Source organism: Moraxella bovoculi, from assembly GCF_000988745.2.
Classification (GTDB): domain Bacteria; phylum Pseudomonadota; class Gammaproteobacteria; order Pseudomonadales; family Moraxellaceae; genus Moraxella; species Moraxella bovoculi.
Genome location: NZ_CP011381.2, coordinates 1,140,199 through 1,156,887 on the forward strand (window position 1 = coordinate 1,140,199; position 16,689 = coordinate 1,156,887).

At 46.4% G+C, this 16,689-nt stretch carries 19 protein-coding genes; 8 read left to right on the forward strand and 11 right to left on the reverse strand.

The window, feature by feature from the left end; all coding sequences use genetic code 11:
• Positions 1-169: 169 nt before the first annotated feature.
• Positions 170-2,299 (reverse strand): excinuclease ABC subunit UvrB, encoded by a 2,130-nt coding sequence (uvrB, locus tag AAX10_RS05080; protein ID WP_046700030.1) that lies wholly within the window; start codon positions 2,297-2,299, stop codon positions 170-172.
• A gap of 228 nt (positions 2,300-2,527) precedes the next feature.
• On the opposite strand from uvrB, the gene AAX10_RS05085 reads away from it, so the two are divergent.
• From AAX10_RS05085 to ppk2, 6 genes are all read left to right on the forward strand, one after another.
• On the forward strand, positions 2,528-2,692 hold the full coding sequence (locus AAX10_RS05085; RefSeq protein WP_036362848.1) for a rubredoxin: 165 nt from the start codon (positions 2,528-2,530) through the stop codon (positions 2,690-2,692).
• Positions 2,692-3,693, forward strand: coding sequence for an alpha/beta fold hydrolase (locus AAX10_RS05090; protein WP_046700031.1), 1,002 nt, complete (start codon positions 2,692-2,694; stop codon positions 3,691-3,693). The genes AAX10_RS05085 and AAX10_RS05090 overlap by 1 nt, the downstream gene beginning before the upstream one ends.
• A 54-nt stretch (positions 3,694-3,747) precedes the next feature.
• Positions 3,748-4,350: a fumarylacetoacetate hydrolase family protein gene (locus AAX10_RS05095; RefSeq protein ID WP_046700032.1), complete on the forward strand. Its 603-nt coding sequence runs from the start codon at positions 3,748-3,750 to the stop codon at positions 4,348-4,350.
• 79 nt (positions 4,351-4,429) lie between these two features.
• Positions 4,430-5,707 (forward strand): phosphoribosylamine--glycine ligase, encoded by a 1,278-nt coding sequence (gene purD / locus AAX10_RS05100; protein ID WP_046700033.1) that lies wholly within the window; start codon positions 4,430-4,432, stop codon positions 5,705-5,707.
• Between the two features lie 143 nt (positions 5,708-5,850).
• Positions 5,851-7,203: an ABC1 kinase family protein gene (locus AAX10_RS05105; RefSeq protein WP_046700034.1), complete on the forward strand. Its 1,353-nt coding sequence runs from the start codon at positions 5,851-5,853 to the stop codon at positions 7,201-7,203.
• Between the two features lie 144 nt (positions 7,204-7,347).
• Positions 7,348-8,448: a polyphosphate kinase 2 gene (gene ppk2 / locus AAX10_RS05110; protein ID WP_046700035.1), complete on the forward strand. Its 1,101-nt coding sequence runs from the start codon at positions 7,348-7,350 to the stop codon at positions 8,446-8,448.
• Positions 8,449-8,470: 22 nt separating this feature from the next.
• Here the strand turns inward: ppk2 and AAX10_RS05115 are convergent, their stop codons facing one another.
• The 10 genes from AAX10_RS05115 to AAX10_RS05160 all read right to left on the reverse strand — a co-directional run bounded on the left by AAX10_RS05115 (position 8,471) and on the right by AAX10_RS05160 (position 15,192).
• Entirely contained in the window at positions 8,471-8,803 is a 333-nt protein-coding gene (locus AAX10_RS05115; RefSeq protein WP_149038859.1) for a hypothetical protein, read from the reverse strand.
• Positions 8,800-9,018 (reverse strand): hypothetical protein, encoded by a 219-nt coding sequence (locus AAX10_RS05120; protein WP_046700037.1) that lies wholly within the window; start codon positions 9,016-9,018, stop codon positions 8,800-8,802. The genes AAX10_RS05115 and AAX10_RS05120 overlap by 4 nt, the downstream gene beginning before the upstream one ends.
• A gap of 5 nt (positions 9,019-9,023) precedes the next feature.
• A complete protein-coding gene (locus tag AAX10_RS05125; RefSeq protein ID WP_046700038.1) occupies positions 9,024-9,209 on the reverse strand; it encodes a hypothetical protein in 186 nt (61 codons plus the stop codon).
• A 37-nt stretch (positions 9,210-9,246) separates the two neighbouring features.
• The gene (locus tag AAX10_RS05130) at positions 9,247-9,579 is read right to left on the reverse strand and encodes a 2Fe-2S iron-sulfur cluster-binding protein (protein WP_046700039.1); all 333 of its coding nucleotides are present in this window, start codon (positions 9,577-9,579) and stop codon (positions 9,247-9,249) included.
• A gap of 104 nt (positions 9,580-9,683) precedes the next feature.
• Positions 9,684-10,814, reverse strand: coding sequence for a class Ia ribonucleoside-diphosphate reductase subunit beta (nrdB, locus tag AAX10_RS05135; protein ID WP_046700629.1), 1,131 nt, complete (start codon positions 10,812-10,814; stop codon positions 9,684-9,686).
• Positions 10,815-10,971: 157 nt separating this feature from the next.
• Complete coding sequence (locus tag AAX10_RS05140; protein ID WP_080947057.1) at positions 10,972-11,244, reverse strand: EamA family transporter; 273 nt, start codon at positions 11,242-11,244, stop codon at positions 10,972-10,974.
• Between the two features lie 89 nt (positions 11,245-11,333).
• A complete protein-coding gene (locus AAX10_RS05145; RefSeq protein ID WP_149038860.1) occupies positions 11,334-11,678 on the reverse strand; it encodes an EamA family transporter in 345 nt (114 codons plus the stop codon).
• A gap of 189 nt (positions 11,679-11,867) precedes the next feature.
• The gene (locus AAX10_RS05150) at positions 11,868-12,761 is read right to left on the reverse strand and encodes an SEL1-like repeat protein (protein WP_080947059.1); all 894 of its coding nucleotides are present in this window, start codon (positions 12,759-12,761) and stop codon (positions 11,868-11,870) included.
• Positions 12,762-12,868: 107 nt separating this feature from the next.
• Positions 12,869-14,110 carry an O-succinylhomoserine sulfhydrylase gene (locus AAX10_RS05155; RefSeq protein WP_036362873.1) on the reverse strand — a complete coding sequence of 414 codons (1,242 nt, stop codon included), beginning with the start codon at positions 14,108-14,110 and terminating at the stop codon, positions 12,869-12,871.
• Positions 14,111-14,259: 149 nt separating this feature from the next.
• Positions 14,260-15,192, reverse strand: a complete 933-nt coding sequence (locus tag AAX10_RS05160) for a branched-chain amino acid transaminase (protein ID WP_046700040.1) — start codon at positions 15,190-15,192, stop codon at positions 14,260-14,262.
• A 169-nt stretch (positions 15,193-15,361) separates the two neighbouring features.
• Between AAX10_RS05160 and AAX10_RS05165 the strand changes: the two genes are divergently transcribed.
• Positions 15,362-16,198 (forward strand): threonine/serine exporter family protein, encoded by an 837-nt coding sequence (locus tag AAX10_RS05165; protein ID WP_046698225.1) that lies wholly within the window; start codon positions 15,362-15,364, stop codon positions 16,196-16,198.
• A gap of 1 nt (position 16,199) precedes the next feature.
• Positions 16,200-16,652, forward strand: coding sequence for a threonine/serine exporter family protein (locus tag AAX10_RS05170; protein ID WP_046700041.1), 453 nt, complete (start codon positions 16,200-16,202; stop codon positions 16,650-16,652).
• The last annotated feature ends 37 nt before the right edge of the window (positions 16,653-16,689 follow it).

The window sequence follows — 16,689 nt, forward strand, 5'->3', positions numbered from 1 at the left end:
CTCCAACATGGAAAGTGGCTAAAAAATAAAAGAGCCCGCGTATTGCAAGCCCTTTTGCGAAAGTATATCATCACTGTTTATGAATGACGGTTTAAACCTTCTCATCATTTTATAACAATTGGCAAAAAAATCAACAAATTTTTAAGACTTTTAAGACTTTTAAGACTTTCTAGTCAATTAAACGCTCTTTTAGTGCCAATACAACATCACGAACGCGCGCTGCTTCTTCGAATTTAAGTTCGGCTGAGAGTGTGCGCATTTGTTTTTCTAGGCGATTGATTTCTTTAACGATAAGCTCAGGTCGTCTTAAAATCTCTTCGTCCACGCCAGCTATCGCACTTTGGGCGATGACCGCACTGCCTAGGGCATGCATGGCTTCTTCTTCGCCTGTGTCAATCTTATCGGTGATGGCACGGCTTGCCGATTTTGGCGTGATGCCATGTTCGGTATTAAAAGCGATTTGTTTGGCTCGTCTGCGTTCGGTCTCATCTATCGCCTTTTGCATACTGGGAGTAGTGCTGTCAGCGTACAAAATCGCCTTGCCACTAATGTGCCGTGCTGCTCGCCCAATGGTCTGAATGAGCGAACGCTCCGAGCGTAAAAAACCCTCTTTATCCGCATCAAAAATCGCCACAAGCGACACCTCTGGCATATCCAAGCCCTCACGCAAAAGGTTAATCCCCACCAGTACATCATGCACGCCTGTTCTAAGTTCGTGAATGATTTTCATGCGTTCTACCGTGTCAATGTCGCTGTGTAGGTAGGCGACTTTTACGCCATATTCTTTTAAGTAACTGGTCAAATCCTCCGCCATGCGTTTGGTGAGCGTGGTAATCAGCACTCGCTCGTTTAAGGGTTTACGCAGGTTTATCTCACCAAGCACATCGTCCACTTGGGTAAGCACAGGGCGGATTTCTAAGACAGGGTCAATCAGTCCTGTGGGGCGGACGACTTGCTCCACGATGTTTTGGGCTTTTTCAAGCTCATATAGGGCAGGCGTGGCGGACACATAAATGGTGGACGGCTTGATACGCTCCCACTCTTCAAATTTCATCGGGCGGTTATCCATAGCGGACGGCAAGCGAAAGCCATAGCTAACGAGGGTCTCTTTGCGCGAGCGGTCGCCCTTATACATTGCTCCGATTTGTGGGACGGTAACATGACTTTCATCAATAAACAACAACGCATCATCAGGCACATAGTCGAACAGCGTGGGCGGAGCAAGCCCAGCAGGTCGCCCTGATAGATGACGTGAGTAGTTCTCAATGCCGTTGCAGTAGCCTAACTGTTGTATCATCTCAAGATCGTATTGGGTACGCTCTTTGATACGCTGGGCTTCGATGAGCTTGTCATTATCTCTAAAATATTCCAATCGTTCAGCAAGCTCGACTTTGATGGTGTCGCTTGCTTGTTCCAATTTTTCTCGTGGGGTAACGTAGTGCGATTTTGGATAAATGGTAATGCGTGGGACGGTGCGGACGTTTTTACCAGTCAAAGGGTCAAACCAGACGATTTTTTCGACTTCATCGTCAAACATCTCAATGCGTACGGCAAGGTTCTCACTCTCGGCAGGATAAATATCCAAAGTCTCGCCACGAATGCGATACGTCCCTCGCCCAAAATCCAGCTCGTTGCGTTCGTATTGTAGCTCAACCAAACGTTTGATAAGGGCGGTTCTATCCACGACATCGCCCACCACCACATGAAGGAGCATTTTTAGGTAGCTCTCAGGGTCGCCCAAGCCATAAATGGCGGACACAGAAGCCACGATAATCGCATCTCGGCGTTCTAGCAAAGCGCGAGTGGCGGACAGTCGCATTTGGTCAATGTGGTCGTTAATGGCAGAGTCTTTTTCTATAAAAGTGTCGGACGCAGGCACGTACGCTTCTGGCTGATAATAGTCATAATAGCTGACAAAATATTCCACCGCATTATTGGGAAAAAACGCCTTAAACTCGCCATAAAGCTGGGCGGCTAGGGTCTTGTTATGAGCCATAATTATCGCAGGTCGCCCAAGCTTGGCGATGACTTTTGCCATCGTATAAGTTTTACCCGAACCTGTCACGCCAAGCAATAGCTGCTCTGTTCTACCTGCCTTGACACCGTCCACCAAGCCAGCTATGGCGGTGGGCTGATCGCCTGCCGGCTCGTAGTCGCTGACAAGGTCAAAGGCTTGACTGCTGATCTGTGTGCCTGACACATTGACGCCTGTCAGTTCGGCGCTTTCTTGGAGTTGCTTGGCAAGCTGGTTAAGATGTCGCTCTTCTCGCGTGGTATTTTTGATGTCTGGGATTCTCATGATGGTCCGTGATGACGATTATTCAATCCTTTATCATTGGGATTTTTGGCAAAATTTAAAGACAGTGGGACATTTTCATTTAAATATTTCAACACAAATCTCAGCCAATCACATCTTTTTACAAAATTTACTTGCAAAAAATCGATACATCTGTAAACTAAGCACAGTTTTTAACACGACAATCACCCACATCGATTTGTACCAAATCGTCTAGGCATAAGGTTTATTATGAAAAAATATCAATGCATCGTCTGCGGCTGGATTTATGATGAAGAGCTTGGCTGCCCTGAAGAAGGTCTTGCGCCAGGTACCCGCTGGGAAGACATTCCAGATGATTGGACTTGCCCTGAATGTGGCGTCACCAAAGAAGATTTTGAGATGGTAGAAATCTAATGGACACCCCCTTCCATGTGCAGCCGACAGATTTGCCAGAGAGTTGGCAAAAGTTCGGACAGATAGACTGGCAACCGTCTGATCTCTGTGAACATCTGTATCAAGCCATCATCCACATCGGTGAAGGCATGTCGCTGTGCGTGGAAGCTGGGGGTGACCCTGCACATCCTGCGATGATTTTTATCACAGGGCTTGGGTCTCAAATGCTGTTCTGGTCGGATAAGCTGCTTAAACAATTCATTGATGCTGGCTATTTTGTGATTCGCTTTGATAATCGTGATACAGGCCTGTCTAGCAAAATTCGCATCGATGGCCTGCCCAAGGTGAACACCCTAAAGATGATGCTCAAGGTGCAAGCAGGTCTATCCAACCGCCAAGAGCCTGTCGCCTACACACTCACTGACATGGCAGAAGACGTCGCCAGACTCATCAAGACCATGAATCTAGATAAAGTCAATCTGGTGGGCGCATCGATGGGTGGGATGATCGCACAGATCGTCGCAGCGCGTTACCCTAAATATGTGGATAATCTGGTGCTGATGTTCACCAGTAGTAATCGTGCTTTCTTGAGGCCACCAAATCCCAAGCAATTCATGACTTTCGTGCGTCGCCCAGAGAGCCACTCCGAAAGAGACATGGTGCGTCATAGCGTGTGGTTCATGACAGCAGTCGGCTCACCAGGACATCTAGATATTAAGGGTACTCGCGCCATCGCAGAGAAACGCTATCAGCGTAATTTTCACCCGCTTGGTGTCGCCCAGCAGCTAAATGCCATCTTGGCTTCCGGCTCTATCTTGCGCTTTAGTAAGCAGATTCGCGCGAACACCCTCGTACTACACGGCAGCAAAGACGGACTGCTTACCCCCAGTCATGGTAAGTTCTTAGCCAAGATCATTCCAAATGCTCGCTTTGAGCTCATCGACGGCATGGGTCACGACATCCCGCCTTATTATTATCCTTATCTTGTGAGCATCATCGCAAGGCACTGCCAAGTCGATTGATGTTTTGTGAGTTAGGACTTATAATGCTCCTACATCCATTCACAAGGGGACATCATGCATGCCATCACATTGGGCGATGCCAGCTATCGCATCAACACCATCTACTGCATTGGACGCAGCTACGTCGAACACATTCATGAGCTTGGTAATGCCGTGCCTGATGAGCCGCTGGTATTCCTAAAGCCGAACAGCAGCATCGTCACTAGCGATATCATCACCCTGCCCGACTATTCAGATAACGTCCATCACGAGACTGAACTTGTCCTACTCATCGGTGAAGGTAAGCAAATCGTCGCGGCCACCGTTGGGCTAGACTTGACAGCCAGAGATGTACAAAGCATCTGCAAGAAAAAAGGTCTGCCATGGCTCAAGGCCAAAGGCTTTAAGAATGCCTGCTGGCTTGGCGACTTTATGCCATTTGAAGATAAGACCTATCATCTGTCGTTGTCAGTCAATGGCGAGATGCGCCAAGATGATAGCACAGATAAGATGATGTATAGCTTTGATTATTTGGTTGAATATCTTGATGAGCTATACGGGCTACAGGCAGGTGACATCATCATGACAGGCACACCCAAGGGCGTCGATAAGCTGATGAGCGGCGATAAGTTAACAATCAAATTGGATGGTTCAACCTACCAAGTTAGCGTTAAATAACCACCAAAAGCGGATTTTTTATCGAAATTTTGTTACAATAAGGCTTTTTTAAAATCCTCAATCCACAAGGAAATCCTCCATGAATATTCTTGTACTTGGTACAGGCGGGCGCGAACACGCACTGGCTTGGGCATGCGCTAAAGACACCAAAGTCAATACCGTCTATGTCGCCACAGGCAATGCAGGCACAGCAATAGAACCAAAACTACAAAACATCGACCTAGATGTCACCAACCACGATGCTGTTATCAAGTTCTGTCAAGATAATAATGTTGAGTTTGTATTAGTTGGCCCAGAAGCACCCTTAGTGGCAGGCATCGTCGATGACCTTCGCCGTGCCAAAATTAAAGCATGGGGCCCTACCCAATACTGCGCACAGCTAGAAGGCTCTAAGGCATTCGCCAAGGATTTCATGAAAAAAGTCGGCATTCCTACCGCATTTTACGAAGTATTTACCGAGATCGAACCTGCCAAAGAATTCGTCCGCACCAAAGGCGCGCCGATCGTCATCAAGGCAGATGGTCTAGCAGCTGGTAAAGGCGTCATCGTCGCGATGAGCGAAGAAGAGGCCTTTAATGCCATTGATGACATGCTGTCTGGCAATAAATTCGGTCAAGCAGGCTCTCGTGTGGTTATCGAAGAGTTCTTGGCAGGTGAAGAAGCTTCATTTATTTGCATGATTGACGGTGATAACATTCTGCCAATGGCGACCAGCCAAGACCACAAGCGCATCTTTGAAGGTGATAAAGGCGCCAACACAGGTGGCATGGGCGCGTACTCGCCTGCGCCTGTCGTGACAGCTGATGTACACGCCAAGGTCATCGAGCGCGTGATTCGCCCTGTCGTCGATGCCATGAAAGCCAATGGCACACCTTACACAGGATTCTTGTACGCAGGTCTTATGATTAACGAGGCAGGCGACCCTTATGTGATTGAGTTTAATTGCCGATTTGGCGATCCTGAGACTCAGCCGATCATGATGCGACTACAGTCATCATTGGTCGATTTGATCACAGCTGGTCTAGATGGTAAGCTTCCCGCATCTGCCGAATGGGATGAGCGTGTGGCGCTAGGCATCGTATTGGCAAGCCGTGGCTATCCCGAGACTTCATCAAAAGATGATGTCATCACAGGTCTACTGGCCATCGGTTCACACGATGACCTAAAAGTCTTCCATGCCGGCACCAAAGAAGCCAACGGACAAATTCTAACCAATGGCGGTCGTGTTCTATGCGTAACAGCTCTAGGCGCTACTGTCGCAGAAGCACAGGCGCGTGCTTTGGCAGGCTGTGGCAGCATCAGCTTTGATGGCATTCAATACCGTCGTGACATAGGCTGGCATGCGATCGAACGCTAATATTGATCATAATCAATCGAGCTCTTCTAAGCAGCGCCTTAAAAGAGCTTTTTGTTATACATCAAGCACAAACACGCCATAATGGCTTGATTTTTTGATATAATAACCCCAATTTATGAGACAAAATATCACAACAAGACATCATGACCAAACCGCTAAATACCCTAAAAACAACCCCACTACAACGCAGACTTTCCATCGCCAAGACCTCATTGAACATCGGGGCGACTTGGGCAAAAAGCGGTGTATCGGGGTTATTTTTAAGTAAAGAGGCGCGAGAGACCCAAAAGCACGCCCTACTCCAAGAACAAGCGGATTATCTGGTCAGCGAACTGGGCAAACTAAAAGGCTCTGTGGTCAAGATTGGGCAGATGCTTGCGCTGTATGGCGAGCATTTTTTGCCGCGCGAAGTCATCAATGCCCTGCACACACTTGATGCCAACACCGCCCCACTCTCATGGCACATCATCTATGACACCCTAAAGCATGAGCTTGGAGATCGCATTGATGATTTTGAGATCGAGCGCAACCCCATCGGTACTGCAAGCCTTGCCCAAGTCCATAAAGCCACACATAAATACAGCGGACGTACCGTCGTTCTCAAGGTTCAATATCCCAATGTTGCTAACGCCATCGATTCTGACCTAGCGATTTTTAGGCAGCTACTTAAGATTACAAATGCTGTCCCACAGACCAAAGCGCTGGATGATTGGTTCTTAGAGATCAAAGAGCTGCTACATACCGAGGTGGATTATCGTACTGAAGCTAAGACCACGAAGCGATTTGCTGCTTATCTGGCGGATGATGATCGCTATATCGTGCCGACCATTTATGACAATTACAGCACTGATCGCTTGATTTGTATGAGCTATGAAGCAGGCATTCCTTTGAATGACCCCGCGCTTCTGCAGCTAACCCAAAAACGTCGTAACACCCTTGGTCAAGCCGCCATCGAGATCGTCATTCGCGAACTGTTCGAATGGGGAGAGATGCAGACCGATCCTAATTTTGGTAATTATCTGGTGCGTAGCGAGAATGATACGGATCGCTTGGTTTTGCTTGATTTTGGTGCGGTGAAACGCTTTGATAGCCATCTACTAACCATCGCAAAAAACTTACTCACCGCAGGCTATCATCAAGACAGTCAGATGATGAAATCAGCCATGACAGGTTATGATTTTTTTGATAAATTGACTGGCAAGCCAAAAGACGACATGGCTAAGGTTTTTTTGATGGCGTGTGAGCCTTTTGCCAAGGCAGAACATGTTAACAATGCTTATCTTGATGACAATAATCGCTATCTGTGGGCAGGCAGTCAGCTTTATAATCGCGTGATGGCTACTGCTAAAGATGGCATGACCTCCCTTGAATTTAGCTTACCACCCAAAGAGATGATGTTCATCAGTCGTAAATTCATCGGTGCATATGCCCTACTGGTTGCGCTGGATGCTCGCACAGACAGTACAGAGCTCATCGAACCTTATCTCATCCCTTGACATATAACGCCTTGATGTTCATTATTAAGGCGTTTTATTCATGAGTATTTTGTATATATTCATCAGATAATTGACATTGCGCAACCATTCACAAGATGCTAACATAAAGGATTAACTCAACCTCAACCAGCTAAGGAGTGACTCATGCCAGTTAATGATCAAGACACCAAAAACACCAGCAGCACCCAAGCAGCACCTAAGACCACCCCAGCCAAAAAAACCACCACCAAGACCGAACCAAAAGTCATGCCAAGCACAGCCACACAGCTTGAAGAGCTGCTGATGCATGCCACACCTGATGATTTGGTTGAACTTGGTCAGGTGCTGAACGATTATCTGCCTGTAACACAGATGGTCGGTCAACTGCGCACTGACAAGTCAAAGGACACACAACTGTCAGACAACTGGCGTGAAGGCGGTTACCCCTACAAACATCGCCTTAGTCGCAAAAACTACGAAGCTCAAAAATACAAACTCCAAATCGAACTATTAAAACTACAACACCATGTCAAAGCCACAGGTCAAAGACTGGTTATCCTATTCGAAGGTCGTGATGCTGCCGGTAAAGGCGGTACCATCAAGCGCTTTATGGAGCATCTAAACCCTCGTGGCGCGCGTGTTGTCGCTCTTGAGAAACCCACCGAACAAGAAAAAGGCCAATGGTATTTCCAGCGCTATATACAGCACCTGCCTACCTCTGGCGAGATCGTACTGTTTGACCGCTCTTGGTATAACCGTGCCGTTGTTGAGCGCGTGATGGGCTTTTGTACCGAGCAAGAGTATCAAATCTTCATGCATCAAGTGCCTGAATTCGAAAAACACCTAATCGAATCGGGTATTCAATTGGTGAAATTCTGGTTTTCAGTATCGCGCGAAGAACAAAGAGCCCGTTTCGCCAGCCGTGAGAACGACCCACTAAAACAATGGAAACTCTCTCCTGTTGATAAAGCCTCTTTGAACAAATGGGATGACTACACACTAGCCAAAGAAGCGATGTTCTTTAACACCGATACCGCCGAATCGCCATGGATCGTTATCAAATCCGACTGCAAAAAACGTGCTCGACTAAACGCCATGCGCTATGTGCTAAATAAGCTCAACTACGAGAACAAAGATCCTGCCCATATCGGCAACATCGACCCTCTAATCGTGGGTCGTGCAGGTGCACTGTATGAGATGGATGAGCGTACGGATCTGGCAGTCTCATCACTAAGACCGACCAGCCCAGTCCAAAATAACTCTTAAATTACCATCAATAAAATACCGCTCAGATGAGCGGTATTTTATTGATGGTTGCTAATAATGACTCAAACTCAACTTGGCTTAGTCCTTTGGCATTAATGACATCAAGCCTATCTTCATGAACGAAACGCGCTTTTTGATAATTCACGGCTTTTTTGTCAGTCAGATGCTCATATAGCACCGGTGTACCTGCGATTGTTTTGTTCATTAATTCGTGGTACATAACGACTGGCGAATTTTTTAAAATTTTGGTCTCAATAATCTCTATGCGAGATTTATTGCCAGGATTTTCAAACAACCAATACAAGGTATCATAGCCATGCTCACCGAGTACGCCTTCATACTGCATGCCCGTCAAGAAAAACCTGATAATTCAACCTTAGTCGGTTCAAAGCTAAGCGGCTGCTTGCATCCAAATCGATAAGTTATTTTGGCATACGTGGTCTGCTTGAATTCATCCGTTAGCACAACACCTGATAGACTACCTGTGCGCTTAAGATGATTTAGCTGTTGTTTTAGTTGTTTTCGTCCATCTGCATTAATGCTGTCATCATCAATGGACAGATAACGCACCGCTTCTACTTCGACCTTGACAGGCTGACCGCCTTAGGGATGCTTAGCATCGACAGATCTACATCAGGCATCACATCAGACTTGGCTGGCTTAGCACCTAGGCGCAAGTACCACGCCCCGCCAATCACCACGAGACCGATCGCTGTTAGTTTCAGCGCCTTATTGGTAAAATTGTGTCTATCTACGATCATCGCACCCTCCAGCACTCATGAGCGAGCCACCAGTGTCTTAGGCCAACTTAAAGAAACCGACATTCGAGACGCTTTTATCTTCGAATAGACTTAGCTGCTCGCCTTCCATTCTAGACGCATAGGTCACACACATGGTGCCTGTCGCCTGACAGCAACAAGCCAAAACTTCATCCTCTTCAAGCATGGCAATTGGCTTTTTTGTCATGACAAGCTTACCAGTCTTTGCGGTCACTCGCATTTTGCACGAGCCACAATACCCCTGCTGACATTCAAAACGAATCGTCTGATGACCTGTACGTCTCATGCCCTGTAATAGCGTTTCATTTTCGTGTAAATAAAAGCGCATCTCGTCGGTAAATACCCAGCCCATTGTACACCTGCTTTCTTGCAAAATCTTAAATCAATTATTATTTTTATAAACTGTCTTTATCAGATTTTTAAACCGCCAAGCAGCTTGACGGTTTAAGTATTGATTTATAATTCAAAATCATCCAAATCCACATCATCCAGATCAGAATCAATCTGACCAACCAAATAAGTGGTAATCTCTGTCTCTTGTGGTGCTACCTGCACATTATCAGATGACAGCCACGCGTTAATCCATGGAATCGGATTCGACTTGGTCTCAAAGATCGCAGGCAAGCCAATCGCCGCCATGCGCGTGTTCGTGATGAATTCGACATATTGGCACAGGATGTCTTTGTTAAGTCCGATCATTGAACCGTCTTTAAACAGATATTCCGCCCATGCTTTTTCTTGTTCGGCAGCACTTCTAAAGATATCAATTGCTTCATCTTCACAAGATTTTGCGATCTCAAGCATCTCAGGATCGTCACGACCAGAGCGCATCAGGTTAATCATGTGCTGTGTGCCATTTAGATGCAAAGCTTCATCACGAGCGATCATCTTAATGATCTTAGCATTACCCTCCATGACTTTGCGCTCAGCGAACGCAAACGAGCAAGCAAACGACACATAGAAACGAATCGCTTCAAGGACATTCACCGCCACGATGCACAGGTACAGCTTTTTCTTAAGGTCTTTTAAGGATACCTCCACCGTCTCATCGCATACGGTATAAGTACCCTCACCGTGCAAGTCATACAACTGTGCATCGCGATGCAAATCGTCATAATATCGCGCGATGTCACTGGCACGTTCTAGAATGTGCTCATTTTCGATGATGTCATCAAAAATCTTGCTCGGATCATTCACCACATTACGGATGATGTGTGTATAACTGCGGCTGTGAATCGTTTCGCTAAACGACCAAGTCTCGATCCAAGTCTCAAGCTCAGGGATAGACACCAACGGCAATAGCACCACGTTCGGGCTACGACCTTGGATACTGTCAAGCAGCGTTTGGTATTTTAGATTTGACAAAAAAATGTGTTGCTCATGCACTGATAACTCAGCAAAGTCGATGCGATCACGCGATACATCAATCTCCTCAGGTCGCCAAAAGAACGACAGCTGTTTTTCGATTAACTGCTCAAAAATCGGGTGTTTTTGTTGGTCGTAGCGTGACACATTGACAGGCTGGCCAAAGAACATGGGTTCTTTTAGGACATCATTTTTTGTTTGGCAAAAAATAGAATAATGCATGGTAATGTTTCCCAAAGTCGTTTTTGTTGATTTATATAAAAGCTGACTTAAATCAATATATAGTATGATACTTGGAAATTTACACACGATATAGTGTAAATTTGCGGTCATTGTACCACAAATTTGGCCAGCGCGTATATTTTTTTAATAATTACTCTTATTTAGATGATGAATTGAATAAGCGAAGAGCGCCAAAGACATGCACCATCAGCGCCAACATGACAACGATCACACCCAACCAATGCCAAAAATTAAGCTTCTGTGACAGGAATACAAAACCCACCAACAGTGCAATCACGGGCACGAGTAATGCCAAAGGCGCAACCTGGCTGGCGGGATGCTTAGAAAGCAGGTAATCCCAACCTGCATACCCCAATAGGCTGGCGACATAAGCCAGATACAGCACACTCGCCCAGCCGCCCCAAGTCAGATTCTAAACCTGCGCACTCAAACCATCTATGCCATATAACCACAATGAACCGACAGCAAAAGCACCCAATGCCAAGATATTGCCCCACGCTACCAATGATAACGGATTAACCGCGCCCAGTTTTTGACGACGATATTACCCACCGCCCAACAGAATGATGCCGCCAACACCACCCACAGACCAACCAAAGGCGAGCTGCCTTGATACTGTCCACCGATTAACGCCAATCCGACAGCTGCTGCTATCATGGCGATCAGGTGGTGTCTTAGTACAGCTTCTTTGAACATGCTCGTAACCAGCAGTACTGTCATGAAAACCTGACTTTGGTGCAGTAGTGCAGACAGTCCTGTGGGCACATCCATCGATAACGCCAAGAACATAAAGGCAAATCGTCCAAAATAATGGTTAATCCATACAAAATAAGTCAGCGCCAAGGCACATCTGGGCGCTTAAAAAAAAGAAAATGGCAGGGAAAAGTAAAAAGGCAAATCAAAGCAATCCAAGCACCATGGGCGAGATGTCCATCAAGGCAAATGTCATGAACATGAAATTAATGCCCTAAGCAAACACAACACCCACAGCGATCAGCCAATCCCTAGCGTTCATATCCTTACCTTTAATAATTATTCTTGTGATGCTGTTAATTTATTGAGCAATTCTGTGGCTGGCTCGTGATCTTTTTGGGCGGCTTTTTGTAACCACAGCTTGGCTTCATCGGTTGATTTTGATACGCCTTTACCATCTAGATAGCAAAGCGCCACTTGATGCATGGCAGGCGCAAAGTCAGCATTGGCAGCTTGTAAGAAATAATCAAACCCCACTGTCAGATCCTGCGCGACGCCCTCACCACGTTGATAGTGCACAGCCAGATTGTACATGGCTTCTGGAATATCTCCTGCTGCTGCTTTTTTGAAGCATTCTATTGCCTCGGTATAATCTTGCGGAACGCCGCGCCCTACACAGTACAGATTACCCAAATTCAGATACGACAGACTCACCCCTAGATCGCCCGCTCTTTTGTGCCATTTTACCGTTTCATCTTCATCTGCTGCCACACCCACGCCATATTCATACATCAGTGCGATGTTATGACAAGACTCAGCATAATCGTGATCGGCAGCTTGCTTATACCAAGCAAATGCCTCTTTATGGCTCTGCTTGACACCAAACCCGTGGTAATACATGACGCCCAGATTATGACATGCCTTAATGTTGCCTTGCTCGGCTGATTTCTTTAGAAGTTCGTGACCTTTTTCGTAATCTTGGCGCACCCCTAAGCCCTGACAGTGCATCACACCAAGACTGCGCTGGGCATCGGCAAGACCCAGCGACGCTGATTCTAGCAGCAAAGTCGCCGCCTCTTCATGATCACCTGCTTGATAATGCTCGGTCGCCTCATCGTACAGAGCTTGCGCGCGCGCCATGTCTTGGCTAACATCATCAACAGATGGCTTTCTGTATTCAGCGATAGAATCGTTTTCGTTGGATTTTTTGAATAATTTGGTTAAAAAACTCATGGCGAACTCTGATGATAAAAGTACCTTATTATACTTGAAAACCTTGTCAATTTACCAATAAAGAACCAAATCCAAATGGACTTGGTTTTTAAAATCACACAACAACATTACAAAGCATCTAGCCCACGCTTTAGGTCGTTGATGATGTCTTTGGCATCTTCAAGTCCTACCGACAATCGAATGAGCCCATCGGTCACGCCCGCCTCCAATCGCTGCTCAGGCGTCATGCGAAAATGCGTCGTACTGGCTGGATGTGTGATGGTGGACTTAGCATCGCCTAAGTTATTGGTGATGCTGATGACTTGGGTGCTGTCGATTACCTGCCAAGCGCTGTCCTTATCATAAACCTCAAAGCCAATAATCGCCCCGAATGCGCCGCCTTGTACATCTAGATGTTGATGCTGACTCTTGGCAAGTTCATGGCTTGGGTGGTCATGAAGCGCTGAGAAGTGTACTTTGGCAACATTGGGATGATTTGATAAAAACGCAGCGACTTGATTGGCATTCTCACAATGCGCTCTCATACGCAAGTTTAACGTCTCAAGCCCCTTTAATAGCACCCACGCATTAAATGGCGACAGACTGATGCCACCGGTACGCACCACGCCGAATGCCTTCTCCATAAGTTCATCGGAGCCTACCAACGCCCCACCAATCACACGACCCTGACCATCGATGTATTTACTGGCAGAATGGATAACAACATCCGCGCCCAGCTCTAGCGGCTTTTGGATGGCTGGCGTGGCAAAGCAGTTATCCACGATCAGCAGCGCATCATTGTGATGAGCAAGATTCGCCAAAAATGACAAATCAGCAATCTGCGCCAGCGGGTTAGAGGGACTCTCACAGTATAGCACGCGAGTATTAGGCTGAATGGCATTCTCCCATGCGTCATTGTCAAAACAATCCACGTAACTGACAGAGACACCAAACGCCTTAAAATAAGTATCAAATAGCGCAACAGAGGAACCAAACAACTGCTTAGCACATAACAAATGATCACCCGCCTTAAGATAGGCTAAGCACATCGTCAAAATCGCACCCATGCCACTTGCGGTAGCGACACAGCGCTCACCACCTTCAAGCAACGCCAGACGTCTTTCAAAGGCGCGAACGGTAGGATTGGTGTGGCGGCTATAGACGTTGCCCTTCTTCGTGCCATCAAAATGATCAGCAGCATCTTTGGCAGATTTATACACATAACTGCTGGTGGTAAAAATCGCCTCACCATGCTCACCCTCGTCCGTACGATGATAGCCACCGCGCACCGCCAAGGTTTGAGTAAAAAACCCCAAAGCAGGGTCTAAGGCATCGGATTGCCAGTTATCATCTAGGATTGGTTTTATCATGATTGCGCCTTTTTATTGTTTGATAAATTTGCATTATGATACCACAAAACAACGGGTGGAGTTTTTCTAAATTAGAATTTTAATTAGGTATCAAACTTATATCTTAAAATAAAAAAGACGACATAAGCCGTCTTTTTTGATTATATGTATTAAGCATCAACAAAGGTCAGCCAATGCTTGTATTTCTCGTTGCGGCCTTGAACCACATCAAAATACAAGGTTTGTAGCTTCTCGGTGATCGGGCCGCGAGAGCCATTACCAATAACGCGATCATCATATTCACGAATCGGGGTAACTTCGGCTGCGGTACCCGTCATGAAGATCTCATCAGCCAGATAGAATTCATCACGAGTGATGCGACGCTCAATCACCTTAATACCAAGATCGTTGGCAAATTCAATGATGGTGCGGCGAGTGATGCCATCAAGTGCACCGCCTGCCAAGTCGGGCGTATGTAGCTCGCCATTTTTTACCAAAAACAAATTCTCACCCGAGCCTTGACACACATAGCCTTGCGGATCCATCAAAATCGCTTCATCATAGCCCGCCTTGGTCGCTTCTTGGTTAGCCAAGATAGACACAGGATAGTTGGCAGCGGCTTTAGCTTTACACATGGTGACGTTAGGATGGTGATGGGTATAGCTAGATGTCTTGGCGCGGATGCCGTTCTTGATGCCATCTTCACCAAGATATGCACCCCAATGCCACGCAGCCACTGCTGCATGAATGCTGTTATCCTTAGCGGCGATGCCAAGCTTCTCTGAACCCACCCAGATTAATGGACGAATGTAAGCACTTGCCAAGCCATTTTGACGGACGACATCTTTTTGGGCTTGTGCTAGCTCTGCATGGCTATAAGTCACGTTTAATTGGAAAATCTTAGCAGAATTTAATAGACGCTCGGTGTGCTCTTCTAGACGAAAGATCGCAGTGCGACCGTCTGGCGTCTCATACGCACGCACACCTTCGAACACCGCCAAACCATAATGCAAGCTGTGCGTCAATACGTGAACTTTCGCTTCAGGCTGATCAACGAGTTCGCCATCAAGCCATAATTTGCCTTGTTGGGTTGCCATATTCATAAGTTATTCCTTATATTTTGGGGTTTACAAAAAGTGAAAACTATCGCGTGATTATAGCACCGTTTAAGGCTTTTGCAATGATTTGTTGAAATTTTTGGTGCAATTGTGATGATTTTTTTGATGATTGGCTTTACAATATGTCAAAATTTATACATCTCTTATTCTACCCATGCCCAGCAGCGAAAACACCCCACGCCGATTGCCCTACATCTCTCACGAAGAGCAGCAGCGCATCACCAGGCTATGTGTACGCTGCGCCCTGCTATTTATGCAGTATGGCGGAGAATCAGCGGTAGTGGTCGATCTAACTAAGCGGCTTGGTGTGGCGCTTGGGGTTGGTGGGGTTGAATGTGCGCTGTCATTTAATGCGGTGACCCTAACCACCTTATACAATGGACGCTGCATCACCACCGCCCGCAATACCGTACATCAAGGCATTAACGTCAGCATTCTAGTTCAAATCCAGCAAATCGTGCTATATGCCGAATCCGCCACCAAAGATGACGCACTCATCGATGACATCGAATCACGTTTTGATGACATTAATCGCACCACTTATCCCAATAATCTGATGTCATTATTCGTTGGGCTATCTTGTGCCTGCTTTGCTTATTTAAGTGGTGGTAATCTCATCATCTCAGCCATTACATTGGTGGCGGGGTTCTGCGCGATGCGAATGCGCGTGTATTTGTCCGCGCATCATTTCAACCCGTTTGTGGTGGTTATTATTACGGCATTCGTGGCGACGTTACTCGGGGCAACGGCGTATTTTTTGGATTCATCGCAGATCGTGGCACTAGGTCATCATGCTGACATTGCGGTCGCTGCCAGCGTGCTTTTGCTTGTGCCGAGCTTTCCTATTATCAACGCTCTGTCCGATATTTTAAAAGGATACATCAATATGGGTGTGGGACGATGGATGTTCGCAACGATGCTGACATTATCGGCGTGCGTAGGTATTGTGATTGCGCTTATTTTGCTACAGATACCGCACTGGGGACTATAATATGTGGCTAATCTCTGACATACTATTATCATGCGTCATCACTCTAGGCTGGTGCTTAATGTTCACGCTACCAAGTCGCTATATTATCTATTGTCTTATCATGACCGCGCTTGGTTTTGGTGCTAAGAGCATGATGGTAAATATGGGCGTTCACTTGGCGGTATCGACATTTTTTGGCTCGATGTTTGCAAGTTTCTTGGGTGTACGGTTTGCCCAACGATTTCGCCTACCCCCCAAGGCGCTCATCGTCCCTAGCGTCATCTGCCTCATGCCTGGTATTCCCGCCTATAAGGCAATGGTTAGTATGGTGCAGATTGGTTACTTTGGCTTTGATATGAGTTTATTTGTCGTGATGATGAGTTATTTTTTTGAGACGATATTTGTGATTTCTGCCTTGGTATTGGGCTTATCCATCCCTGGTATTTTATTTTATCGCAGAAAGCCAATCGTCTAAGATTACCCCAGCAGCAAATAAAAAACGCTCACCATTG